9 protein-coding genes are annotated in these 12,317 nt (G+C 72.5%); 6 read left to right on the top strand and 3 right to left on the bottom strand.

The features are described 5' to 3' along the window. Positions 1-46 precede the first annotated feature (46 nt). From MQV74_RS40490 to MQV74_RS40480, 3 genes are read right to left on the bottom strand one after another with little or no spacing between them, the layout of a single operon-like run. Positions 47-1,669, bottom strand: coding sequence for an acetolactate synthase large subunit (locus MQV74_RS40490; RefSeq protein ID WP_242729445.1), 1,623 nt, complete (start codon positions 1,667-1,669; stop codon positions 47-49). Continuing rightward, positions 1,666-2,676, bottom strand: a complete 1,011-nt coding sequence (locus MQV74_RS40485) for an LLM class flavin-dependent oxidoreductase (protein ID WP_242729444.1) — start codon at positions 2,674-2,676, stop codon at positions 1,666-1,668. Before MQV74_RS40485 ends, MQV74_RS40490 begins: the two co-directional genes overlap by 4 nt. After that, positions 2,658-3,500, bottom strand: coding sequence for an aspartyl/asparaginyl beta-hydroxylase domain-containing protein (locus MQV74_RS40480; protein WP_242729443.1), 843 nt, complete (start codon positions 3,498-3,500; stop codon positions 2,658-2,660). Before MQV74_RS40480 ends, MQV74_RS40485 begins: the two co-directional genes overlap by 19 nt. A gap of 726 nt (positions 3,501-4,226) precedes the next feature. Here MQV74_RS40480 and MQV74_RS40475 point away from each other — a divergent pair. The 6 genes from MQV74_RS40475 to MQV74_RS40450 form a co-directional block, all read left to right on the top strand. After that, the gene (locus MQV74_RS40475; protein ID WP_242729442.1) at positions 4,227-6,245 is read left to right on the top strand and encodes a SidA/IucD/PvdA family monooxygenase; all 2,019 of its coding nucleotides are present in this window, start codon (positions 4,227-4,229) and stop codon (positions 6,243-6,245) included. Then, the gene (locus MQV74_RS40470; RefSeq protein ID WP_242729441.1) at positions 6,229-6,462 is read left to right on the top strand and encodes an MbtH family protein; all 234 of its coding nucleotides are present in this window, start codon (positions 6,229-6,231) and stop codon (positions 6,460-6,462) included. The genes MQV74_RS40475 and MQV74_RS40470 overlap by 17 nt, the downstream gene beginning before the upstream one ends. Then, positions 6,459-6,965: a VOC family protein gene (locus MQV74_RS40465; RefSeq protein ID WP_242729440.1), complete on the top strand. Its 507-nt coding sequence runs from the start codon at positions 6,459-6,461 to the stop codon at positions 6,963-6,965. Before MQV74_RS40470 ends, MQV74_RS40465 begins: the two co-directional genes overlap by 4 nt. Positions 6,966-6,982: 17 nt before the next feature. After that, the gene (locus MQV74_RS40460; RefSeq protein ID WP_242729439.1) at positions 6,983-7,966 is read left to right on the top strand and encodes a hypothetical protein; all 984 of its coding nucleotides are present in this window, start codon (positions 6,983-6,985) and stop codon (positions 7,964-7,966) included. Next, a complete protein-coding gene (locus MQV74_RS40455; protein WP_242729438.1) occupies positions 7,963-10,365 on the top strand; it encodes a non-ribosomal peptide synthetase in 2,403 nt (800 codons plus the stop codon). The genes MQV74_RS40460 and MQV74_RS40455 overlap by 4 nt, the downstream gene beginning before the upstream one ends. A gap of 1 nt (position 10,366) precedes the next feature. Continuing rightward, on the top strand, positions 10,367-12,317 hold a 1,951-nt coding region (locus MQV74_RS40450; RefSeq protein WP_242729437.1), incomplete at its 3' end, for a condensation domain-containing protein.

Raw genomic sequence — 12,317 nt, 5'->3', positions numbered from 1 at the left:
CCTCACCAGGTCCTGGTCCTTCGTACGGTCGCGGCGCTCCACCCGGTCAGTGGGCCGCGGGCACCGGCACGTCAATAAGGTGCGGTCCGGGCTCGGACAGCGCCCCTTTCAACCGGTCGGCCAGTTCGCCGACGGTCCGGACACGGCACGCCGGTACGCCCATGCCCTCGCTGAGGCGGACGAAGTCCAGGTCGGGCCGGTCGAGGTCGAAGAGCCCCGCCAGCGGCTCGGCGGACGGACCCAGCATGCGGCGGGCCTCCCGGCGCAGGATCGCGTAGCTGCGGTTGTTGAGCACCAGGACGGTGACGTCGAGGTTCTCGCGCGCCTGGGTCCAGAGCGCGCTGAGGGTGTACATCGCGCTGCCGTCGGCCTCCAGACAGATCACCGGCCGCCCGGGACAGGCGAGTTGGGCGCCCACGGCGAGCGGAAGGCCCTGGCCGATGGCGAAGCCCGACAGGGTGAGCAGATCGTGGCGCGCGGACGCGGCGGTCGCGGCGGGCAGAGCCGCGCCGGACGTGTTGGTCTCGTCGACCAGGACGGCTCCCTCGGGCAGCACGGCGCCCACGACCCGCGCCACCGTCTCGGCGGTCAGCTCGGCCCCGGCGGAGGGGCGCGGTCCGGGCAGCGCCTCGTGGCGCCGCGGCCGGATGCCCGGGGCGACCTGGTCGGCGACCTCCTCCAGTACCTCGACCACGTCCTGGCCGTGACCGGCGAGACGGGTCACCGCGCAGCCGGGCGGAACCAGGTCGCCGGGCACCCCGGGGGTCGCGAAGGCGGTGACGGGCCGGGCCGCACCCGCCAGGATCAGCCGGGTGACATCGGCGAGTCGGGCCCGCGCGGCCTCGGGAGCCGCGCTGAGCCGCTCGACGAACGGCACGCCCAGGCCGCGTTCGAGCCGCCCGGGGAACGGCTCGGCGAGTATCCGGGCGCCGGTGGCCCGCGCGATGCGGTCGGCGGCGGCCAGGCCGCGGGCGGTGAGCGTCCGCCCGCCGAGCAGCAGCAGGGTGCCGGGGCCCGCCCGCAACGCGCGGGCGCTGGCGGTCGGAGTGCCCGCCGACGCCGTCGCGTGCGCCTGCCGATCGCTGTGGGCGGCCGGGTCCGCCGCTGTGGGGCTGGGCGGCCGGGCGGCGTCGTCCGGTGGCTCCGGGCGGCACGGCGACCAGGCCACGTCCGAAGGGACGACCAGGGTGGCCACGCCGGAGGGCGGACCGCACGCCGCCCGCAGCGCGGCGAGCGCGTCGGCTCCCAGGTCCGCGGCGTGCGCGCTGCTGCGGACCCACTGCGACATGGGGCGGGCGAGGGCCGCGACGTCGGACTCCAAGGGCGCGCCGAGGCCGTGGTGGGTGATCGCCCCATCGCCCACGACGTTCAGCACGGGCGTGCCCGCCCGCTGGGCGTTGTGCAGATTGGCGAGGCCGTTGGCGAGCCCGGCGCCCTGGTGGAGCAGGGTCATGGCCGGTAGGGGTGCCATGCGGCCGTAGCCGTCGGCCGCGCCGGTCGCCACCCCTTCGAAGAGGCACATCACGGTGCGCGTGCCCGGGGTGTCCTGGAGCGCCGCCACCAGATGGATCTCCGAGGTGCCGGGGTTGGTGAAGCACACGGAGACCCCGGCCGCGCGCAGGGCAGCGGTCAGGGCGTGGGCGCCGTCGCCCGGCGGTGTGCCGCTCATGCCGGACGCGTCGTGGTGTCGGCGTGCCGGGGCGCGGCGGCGGCGCCCTCGTGCAGCAGCGGCGCGATGGCGTCGAGGACCTCGGGGCGTCCCGCGAAGGGGAAGTCCGCGCGGGGCCAGAAGACCACCAGGTCGGTGAAGCCCATCTCCGAGAACATCTCCCTGGCCTCCTTGAAGGACTGCGCCGACTCCAGGACGCCACCGAGCTGTTCACCGGCGACGACGGTACGCGCCAGCGTGGACGGCTCCCTGCCCTCGGCGGCGCAGGCCTCGTCGAGCCGCGCGAGCTGGTCCCTGAGCAGCCCGGCCATCCGGTCGAAGCGGCCTTCCTGGAAGCGTCCCGGTACCCCGACGGTGATCCAGGACTGGGCGTGCCGGGCCGCGAGGCGCATCCCACGGGGGCCACCGGCCGCGAGGGCGAACGGCACGCGCGGGCGCTGGACGCAGCCGGGACGCATATGGGCCTCCCGCGCCTGGAAGTACCGGCCGCTGTAGCTGGTCTCCGTCCGGCGCAGCAGCAGGTCCGTCAGCTCGACGAACTCCTCGAAGCGTGCCGCCCGTTCGGCCGGGGACAGGGGAGCGGCACCGAAGACCTCGGCGTCGAAGCCCTGGGCGCCCGCCCCGACCCCGCAGATGAGGCGGCCCTCGGAGATGTCGTCGAGCGTCATGAGCTCCTTGGCGAAGGAGACCGGGTGCCGCAGGTTGGGGGTGGCCACCAGCGTGCCGAGCCGCAGCCTGGTCGTGACGGCGGCCGCGGCGGTCAGCGTGGTCAGGCCCGAGTACCACGTCGACTCGCGCAGCCGCCGCCACATCAGGTGGTCGAAGGTCCAGGCGTGGTCGAAGCCCAGGTCCTCGGCCCTGCGCCACATGTCTCGGGACCGGGGCCAGGTGTACTCCGGCAGGATGACCACGCCGTGCCGCATCGACCGGCGGGTCGGCGCGGCCGTGCCACCGGGCGGTGTGGTCCGCCCGGGGTCCGGGACGCCGGTCACGTGGCCCGTGCGCACAGGAAGTAGTCGTCCAGTTCCGCGAGGCGCGCGGCCATCGCGGGGTCGGCGACCCGGTCGCGGATCCCGGCGATCGTCCGCCAGAAGAAGTTCTCGCCACCGTCGTACTGGAAGCCCGCCTTGGCGACGAGGCCGAACACCTCCCGGAGGTTCCCCGGGTCGACCACGTCGGCCAGGCCGTACAGCGCCTGCCGCGCGGCGTCCGGCAGCGGTGGCCGGTGCACGATGCGGGAGTCGGGGATCACCCGCTCGGCCTCGGTGCCGAGGGTGAGCAGCTCGTCGTGGTCCTCGGTGTCGACGAAGTCGACGATCAGGTGCAGGCGCAGCTCGTCCGAGAGGTTGGCGGCGCTGTGCACCTTGGTGACGTCGAGGAACCACACCTCCCCGGCCGCCATCTGAAAGACCACGTTGTCGTCGCTGAAGTAGCAGTCCGGAAACGTGATCAGCGGGATGTGCAGCCGGTGCGCGGGGCGCTTGTCGGTGGCCGCGGCCGTGTCGAACTCGACGTAGTCACGGTGCGGGACCAGGACGTTCGAGGTCAGTGCGGCCAGCCGGGCGAACCGCAGATGCCGCACGGACAACGACTCTTCCATGATCTGTACGAGGTACGGCAACTGCCGCCCGTACTCCGTGACACCCGACGCGCGGCCGTCGTCGTAGTGCTTGATGATGCCGTCCCCGTTGTCGCCCCCGGGCGCCCAGAGCATGATCTGCCCTTGCCGGCGTGCCGGGCGGCTGCACAGGAACTCGTCGTAGGGCTCGGCGAAGTCGAAATCCTTCGCCTGCTCCAGCTCCTTGGCCAGTCTTTCCTCGTCTATGTCCACCGTGCTGACGCGATGAGAATGCAAACTCGCCAGTCCTTCCTGAAACAGGTTTTTGACGGCAGAAGCGGCAGCGTGAATTGCCGATGAATGTAGAGTCACGCCTCGTCTTCGCGTGGCCTGACGGCTCTTCCGCGCGGCCACGCAGCGGGCACGGGCCCCGGAGATGCGGACGCAGGGTGCGGGACCGGGAGTCATGGCGACGGTAGCCCGGTGATATTCGCCAGTCAACACCCCCGGTGAGTGGCGGTCGTTGGGCGGTGAACCGCTTCGCATCACGTTCATGCGGGCTGATTCCCTACGCCTTGAAGGGCTGGTGAATTGATCTCCGCCCACGTCTGCCATCAGCACGCATGCCGTCGAATGCGGCCCGATGCGCTTTCGTCCCGAGAGGCTGCGGGGGAGAGGGCATGTGTCCTGATTCCACTGTTGACTGGAATTTTCGATCACCGTAGTGTGGGGCTTCGTTGAATGTTGATCGCATGGTGAAGGCGGGTGCCGAATTGGCCGATGCCGGACACGTCGGACGGCTACTCCGTCTGCACCTCCCTCGAGCAGGCCGTGTTTTCGAAATGGCGCATCAATAACATTCGAACCTTTGCCGCCCCTCGTTTTCCTGGCGCATGAGTCGATCGCGCGGGTGGTGTGCCTCGATTCCCCTGGGCGGGCCGCCCATGGGTTGATGCGGCTGTGCACCGGCAAAGGGAACCAGAGGACGGGGTACCCGGTTTGCTCAACGACGCTGTGGAGTCCGCTGTTGCCTCGGGGCCATCGCCGACCGAGCCGTACGACGTCGTCGGCATCGGATTCGGACCGTCGAACCTGGCGCTCGCCATCGCCGCACGGGAGATCGACCCGTTGCGCACGTGCCTCTTCCTGGAGCGCGGTCCGCGTTTCCGCTGGCATCCGGGCATGCTGCTCAAGGGCTCCCGGATGCAGATCTCGTTCCTCAAGGACCTGGTCAGCCTCCGCAACCTGGCGAGCCCGTACTCCTTCCTGAACTACCTCAAGCACCGAGGCCGGCTCGAACGGTTCGTGAACCTGCACGAGTTCCATCCCTCGCGGGCCGAGTACAGCGACTACCTGGTCTGGGCGGCGGACGACTTCTCCGAGCAGGTCCGCTACGGCGCCGAGGTCGTCGGCGTCACCCCGCACGGCACGGAGTCGTTCGACGTGCGCTACCGCGAGCGGACCGGCGGCCGGACCCGCAGCGTGCGGGCACGCAACGTGGTCGTGGCGCCCGGCGGGAAGCCCCGGATACCCGAAGGCGTCGACCTCGATCATGCGATCCACTCCAGCGCGTTCCTGCCCCGGTTCGCCGAACGGCTGCCGGACACGGACGGGGCGCACCGGATCGTCCTCGTCGGTGACGGGCAGAGCGCCGGGGAGATCGCGCTCCAGGCCCTCACGGAGTACCCCGCGATCGAGGTCCACCTGATCGCCTCCGGCTTCGCACCGCGCCCCACGGACAACAGCCCCTTCGTCAACGAGCAGTACTTCTCCGACAGTGCGCGCCGCTTCCTGGAGCAGCCCGCCCAGCGCCGGGCCAAGCAGCTCGCCGACGTGCGCAACTCCAACTACGGAGCCGTCGAGGAGGGCCTGCTCGACCACCTGTACCGCCTCACCTACCTCGACGAGGTCACGGGACGCCGCAGACTGTTCATCCACCCCTACTCCCGCCTCGTCGCCGCGGGACCGGGCGAGGGCGGGACCCTCGCCACCGTCCAGGACCGCCTGGACGGGACGACCACCACCCTGCCCTGCGACCTGGTGGTCCTGGCCACCGGTTACGAACGCCGCCTGGACCGCGAGATGTTCGCCGACGTGCTGCCGTACGTCCGGCGCGACGCGACCGGCGAGCCCGTGCTGACCGCCGCCCATCGCGTCGCCCTGACGCCGCCGCTGACCGCGGGCCTGTACGTCCAGGGCCTGGGCGAGAGCTCCTTCGGGCTCGGCGACACCTTGTTGTCCCTGCTGCCGTTCCGGTCCCGGCAGATCGTCGACGACATCGCGGACCGGCTGGGCCCCGCCCCCGGCCGCAGTGCGGCGCGCTATCCGCCGGACCGCCATGTGGAGCGCGACGCCGAGAGGACGTACGCGGTCGTGGAACGCTTCAAGTTCGCCACCGTGATCTCGGCGCGCGGCACCGACGACCCCGTCGTCACCCAGCTCCCGCTCACCCTGGACCGCTCGCGAGGCCGCCGGGGGTTCCTCTTCGGGCACCTGGACCGGGAGAACCCGCACGCCCGGCTCCTCGACGACCGCCCGGTGACCATCCTGTTCCACGGACCCAACGGCTACATTTCGCCCACCGTCTACGAGACGGACCAGCTGCCGACCTGGAACTCCGTCACCGTCCAGGTCCGCGGCCGGGCCCGGATCGTCCGCGACCGCGACCGGATCGTGGCGGGCATGTGCGAACTGGCCGCGCGCGCGGAGCGCGACGCGGGCCCGCCGACGCTGCGTCCCGACGACGAACGCATCGACAAGCTGATCGACTTCGTCGTCGGCTTCGAGGTCGAGATCACCGACATCGTGGGCCGCTTCAAGCTGTCGCAGGACCAGGAGGAGCACGAACGACGGCATGCCGCCCACGCGCTCGCCGACACCGCGGAGACCGACCACCGCGAGCTGATCGGCCAGCTGCTCGGCATGTCCCTGGACAACGGCCGCACCGCATCGGACCCGGGCGGCGACGCCACCGTAGAGAGCCTTGTGGGAGGTGACGGCAGTGGACACCACGTCTGAGGCCGCGAGCGAGCCCGACTTCCTCGTCGTACGCAACGACGAGGAGCAGTACTCCATCTGGCCGACGGGCAGAGACGTGCCGGCCGGCTGGGAAGTGATCGGTCCGCCACGGTCCAAGGACGCCTGCCTCACGCACATCGCCGAGGTCTGGACGGACATGCGGCCGGCCAGCCTGCGGCGGAGCATGGAGGCCGCGGCCGGGGAGCAGACCTCATGAGCGTGCCGCCGCCCGGCACGAAGCGTGCCCCGGGAGCGCCCCCGGCGACGGCGCCGTCCTTCAACCACATCGGCGTACAGACCGCGGACCTGGACAACTCCCTCAACTGGTACCAGGACTTCTTCGGCTGCACGCCGAACTGGACGCTGTCCACGTTCTCGTCGCTCACCCTCAGCAGGCTGCCCGGGATCACCACCCTGGTGGAGCTGGAGTGCGGTTCGGTGCGCTTCCACCTCTTCGACCGGCAGGGCAGCGCCGCACAGCCGCCCGACCCCAAGGCGGCGCAGTACCAGCACGTGTGTCTCCAGGCGGCCTCCTCCGAGGAGCTGGTCGCCTGGCGCGAGCACTGGCTGGCGCTGTTCCGCTCCGGCTCGTACACCTTCGTCGACCAGGAGACCGCGACCGACGTCGTGGTGGACGCCGACGGCGTGGAGAGCTTCTACTTCCTCGACGTCAACGGTCTCGAGTTCGAGTTCACCTACATACCCGGTGCGCGCCCGTGAGCGGGAGGGCGGCCGAGGTGACGACCGCGACGCGGGTGGCGGAGTGGGACTTCGGCGCCTACCCCTACGGTCTGGAGCCGCTCCACCTGCCCGAGCCGGACGACCTCGACCGGGACGGGCCCGACGCCGCCGCCGACGCCGCCCTGGAGCACGCCGCGCGCAGGCTCGGGCTCGCCACGGCGTGGCTGTCGCAGGAGGAGATCCACCTCGCCGACCGGGACACCCTCGACGACGTGTTCTGGTTCCGGTGGATCACCGGGCACCAGATCTCGTTCCTGCTGTGGCACCTGATGGCGCGGGTCCTCGCCCGCATGCCGGAGCCGGGGCCGGAGCCGGACCCACGGCCGTCGCCGGATCCGCCCCGCACCGGTGCCGCCCTGCTCGCGGGCCTCGCCGAGGGCTACAACGCCATGATGCTGTACACCAGCTCCTGCACCCGTGACAGCTACGAGCGGGTCATCCGCCCGGCGATGCACCGCCACCACCACGGCTTCAGCGGCAGCTGGGCACCGGACTACCGGCCGGTGCGCCGGCTCTTCCACGGCCGGGTCCCCGGCGCCGGCGGCCTCGACAACCCCGAGCTGGAGGAGGCGCTGCGGGTCAACCAGGTCGTGCACGGCGCCGTGGCGGCCCGCCTGGTGCCCGGCAGCGAGTCCCTGCTCCAGCAGTCCGTCGGGGAGATGCGCCTGCAGGACCGGGCCGTGCGCTCGGTCTTCTACGACCACTTCTTCCTGACGGTCCGCCGCCCCGTCCCCGAGCGGCAGGTGCTCGACCAGCTGCTGCGCCGGCTGCGCGCCGCGCTGATCGACGTGTCCCTCAACGGCCTGTACCCGTACGGCGAGCAGACCTTCGAAGGGCTGCCGCCCCCGTACCGCACCCCGTTCATCGGCGAGTGCGAGCACCGCTTCCCGAGCATCACCGCCCGTACCGCGCAACTCACCTGCGGCTTCGCGGGACCGTCGAGCGCGGGCAGCCACACGGAGGGGGAGGACAACCAGTGACAACCCACCGACCGGCCGTGCGGCTGCCCCTGCCGCCGGACCTCATGGCCCGGGTCGCGGCCCTCGCGCGGAAGGGCGGCTGTCCGGCGGACACGGTCGTCGCCGCGGCGGTGGCCGCGACGCTGTTCCGCTACGACCGCGTCGAGGAGCGCCGACTGATCACCGGCGGTACGCCGTCGGCGGTGCGGGTGACGGACGCGGTGTGCTTCACCGACCTCGTGGCACAGGTCCACTCCGCGTCACCTGTGCCGACCGTCCCGACTGCCCCGGCGGTGTCGACTGCCCCAGCTGTCCCGACCACGCCGAGCGCCCCCGCCGTACAGGACGCCGTACAGGTCGTCCTGCACACCCCGCCCGGAACCGAAGAGGCCACGGCGGAGATCGCCGCGCCCGCAGGGCAGTGGACCCCGGCCGCCCTGGAATCCCTGCTGCGCCACGCCCTGGCCGAGCCCGCCACCCGCGTCGGCTCGCTGCGCCTGCTGAGCGCCGAGCAGGCCGCGGCCCGGATCGCCGCGACGGACGCCGGGGCGGCCGCCGCCCCCGTGCCGCACCCGCTGCACCGCCCCTTCGAGGAACAGGCCGCCCGCCACCCCGACCGCGTGGCGCTGCTCACCGCCGACGACACCGTCACCTACGGCGAACTCGACGCCCGCGCCGAGCGGTTCGCCGACCGGCTCGCGGCCCTGGGCGCCGGGCCCGAGCGGCCGGTCGCCCTCCAGCTGCGCCGCTCGACGGAACTGGTCGTGGCCCTGCTCGCCGTCCTCAAGTGCGGCGCGCCCTTCGTCCCCCTCGACGACCGGATGCCGCCCGAACGCATCCGGACCGTCCTGAGCTCGGCCCGCGCCCAGCTGCTGGTCTCCGCGCCGGGCACCCGCGCCGTCGACGGCCTGGACATCCCGTGCGTGACCGAGCAGCCGGACGCCGAGACCGCCGACAGCGCCGAACGCGCCCCGGCCCGCGCCCCCGTGCACCCGCACAACGCCGCGTTCATCTACTTCACCTCCGGCTCCACCGGCGTCCCCAAGGGCGTGGTCACGGACCACACGTGCGCCGCGATCCGCGTCGACTGGACGGCCCAGTACTACGATCTGGGGCCCGGCACGGTCACCCTGCACAAGACGCCGCTCATCTTCGACGTCGCCGTCATCGAGATCCTCGCGCCGCTGTCGGCCGGCGGCTCGGTGCGCCTGGCGGAGCCGCACGGCGAGGGGGACGTCGCCCACCTCGTCGATCTGCTCACCCGCGGCGAGGTGACGTTCGTGCACTTCGTGCCGTCCATGCTCAAGGTGTTCCTCGACGAGGCCGGGGACGCGAAGTTCCCCGGCGTGCGCTGGGTGCAGACCTCGGGCGAGGCCCTGCCGACCCGGCTCCTCGACGGGGTGCGGCAGCGCTTCGGCGACGCCGAGATCCACTCGGCGTACGGCCAGAGCGAGACGTGCGAGCTCGCCGTCTGGGCGGGCCGACGGCCGCACCTGGACACCGGGGTGCCGCCGCACGCCGCCCACGTACCGGTGGGCCGCCAGGTCGGTCTGTACCGGCCGTACGTGCTCGACGAGGCGCTCCAGCCGGTGCCGGACGGCGTCCCCGGGGAGATCTGCGTCGCCGGGGTGGGCGGCCTCGCCCGCGGCTACCACCACCAGCCCGCGCTGACCGCCGAACGCTTCGTCCCGCACCCCTACGCCCTCGAACCCGGCGAACGCCTCTACCGGACCGGGGACCTCGGCGCGCACGCCCCCGACGGACAGATCCTCTTCCTGGGCCGCGCCGACACGCAGACCAAGATCCGCGGCGCCCGGGTCGAACCCGCCGAGGTCGAGGCGGTCCTGGCCGAAGGACCCGGCGTGCGGGACTGCGCGGTCCTGGTGCGCCCCGACGAGCAGGGCGACGCCACCCTCGTCGGCTACGTCGTCGGCACGGACGTGGACATCGAGGAACTGGCCCGGTGGGCGGCCGAGCGCCTCACCAGCCACCTGCTGCCCCAGGTCTACGTCCGCATGCCCGCCCTGCCCTGCACCGCCTCCGGGAAACTGGACCGCGCCGCGCTGCCCGCGCCGACCACCGAGGACAGGGCTGCCCGCGGCGAGGGCGAGCGGGCGCAGTCGCACCTGGAGGCCGAACTCTGCCGACTGTGGAGCCGCGTCCTCGCGCTGCCCGACGTCGGACCGACGGACAACTTCTTCTCCCTGGGCGGCAATTCGCTCAAGGTCGCCCAGGTGATGGTCAGGATCTCCGCCCTGTTCGGCATCCGCGTCCCCGTCTCCGCGTTCTTCGAGGACCCGACGGTACGCGGCCTCGCCGCCCTCATCGAACGGACCCTGGGCGAGCTCGTCGGCTCGATGTCCGAGCAGGAGGCCGCCGAGCGCATCGAGGCACTCAACGCACGCGGCTCGGGAGGCTGAGATGGACAGGACGACCGACGCCCGGCACGAACTGATCAGGCGACTGCTCAGCCAGAGCGTCACCACCACCCGCCACCTGGCCATCCCCGCGCACCGGCCCGGCACGGGCGTGCCGCTCACCCCCGCCCAGGCGGGCATCTGGTTCTTCACCCAGCTCTTCCCGGACAGCACCGAGTACAACTGCTTCGACAACCTGCGCATCCCCTGGGCCTGCACCGAGGCCGACCTGCGCCGCGCCCTGCGCACCCTGGTCGAGCGGCACGACGCGCTGCGGCTGCGGATCACCGTCGAGGACGGCGAGGCCCGCCAGTACGACCGGCCGCCGTTCGACCCCGACGTGGACTGGCACGACCTGCGCGCGCTGCCCGCCGAGGACGCCGAGCGCCGCGCCGAGGAGATCGCCAACGCCGGCGCCCAGGTGCCGCTGCGCGTCGACCGGCCGCCCCTGTTCCGCGTCTCGGCCGTCGCGCTGCCCGGCGACGCGATGCTCCTTGTGTTCGTCGTCCACCACATCGTCAACGACTACGCCTCCATGTCGACGTACATGGAGGAGCTGAGCGCACTGCTCGCGGGCGCGCCGCTCGGGCCGCCGCCGGACGTCGGCTTCCTCGACTACGCGGCCTGGCTCGACGACACCGCCGACAAGGACCGCGCCGTCGTCGAACTCGCCTACTGGAAGGACAAGCTCGGCGGCGACCTGGCCGTCCTCGACCTGCCCGCCGACCGGCCGCGCGGCGACGAGCCGAGCCGCAGCGGCCACTCCGTCGCCGTCGACCTGCCGCCGGGTCTGGTCGGCGACCTGAAGGACCTGGCCACGCGCAACGGCACCACGCTGTTCGTCGTGCTGCTCGCCGCCTACAAGGTGTTCCTGATGCGGCTGACCGCACAGCGCGACACCGTCGTGGGCACCGCCCTCAGCGGCCGGGACCACCCCGACGCCGAGCGGATCGCCGGATGCTTCGTGAAGTCGGTGGCGCTGCGCACCGACGTGGTCGCCGCCGCGTCGTTCCACGACGTCATCCGTGCCGTGCACACCACCACCGCCGAGGCCCAGGACCACCAGACGGTGCCCTTCGAGCGGATCGTGGACGCCTTGGGCACCCCGCGCCGCCTCACCACCCACCCCGTCTTCCAGACCTTCTTCGGCTTCCAGAGCGACGAACGGCTCCAGCTGAGCGGCGCGCAGATGAACCCGCTCAAGCTCCTGGAGTACGGCACGGCCAAATGGGAGCTGTCGGCGACGCTGTCGGATACGCCCCAGGGCGTCAGCGGCGTCATGGAGTGCTCGGCGGCCCTCTTCGACGCCACGACCCTCGACCGGTTCCGCGGCATCTGGCTGCACCTGAGCACCGCGCTCGCGGCGGACCCCGAGGCGGCCGTCGGCACCCACCCGCTGGTCACCGACGCGGAACGGCAGCGGATCCTGTACGGCCTCAACCCCCACCAGCCGCTCGACGTCCCGTACGCCACCCTGGCCGAGCCCTTCGAGCAGCAGGTCGTCCGCACCCCCGACGCGGTCGCCGTCGAGGTGGGCGAACGGACCCTCACCTACGGTGAGTTCAACGCCTGGGCCAACCGTCTGGCCCGCGCGCTGCGCGGCCTGGGCGCCGGGCCCGGGACGCGGGTGGCGCTGTTCATGGACCGCAGCGTCCGCACCCTCGCGATGGTGTACGCCGTCGCCAAGAGCGGCGCGGCCTATGTGCCCCTCGACCCCCAACTGCCCGACGCCCGACTGGCGTTCATGCTCCAGGACACCGCCCCGCAGCTCGTGGTCGCCGAGGCGGACGGCACCGGCCGGATGCCCGTCGGGACCTGGGCCGTACACACCTTCGCGGACCTCGACGCGGCCGCGGCGAACGAGGCCGACGGCGACCTCCCGGCCCGGGGCGACTGCCACAACGTCTCCCACCTGCTGTACACCTCGGGATCCACCGGCAAGCCGAAGGCCGTCA

Source organism: Streptomyces sp. AN091965, from assembly GCF_022698285.1.
Taxonomy (GTDB): domain Bacteria; phylum Actinomycetota; class Actinomycetes; order Streptomycetales; family Streptomycetaceae; genus Streptomyces.
The sequence above is the reverse complement of the archived record's forward strand: the minus strand, read 5'-3'. Positions and strand labels throughout refer to the sequence as shown.

Coding starts and splice junctions, on each gene's coding strand:
- MQV74_RS40490 (WP_242729445.1), bottom strand. CDS start 1,669: ATGAGCGGCACACCGCCGGGCGACGGCGCCCACGCCCTGACCGCTGCC.
- MQV74_RS40465 (WP_242729440.1), top strand. CDS start 6,459: ATGAGCGTGCCGCCGCCCGGCACGAAGCGTGCCCCGGGAGCGCCCCCG.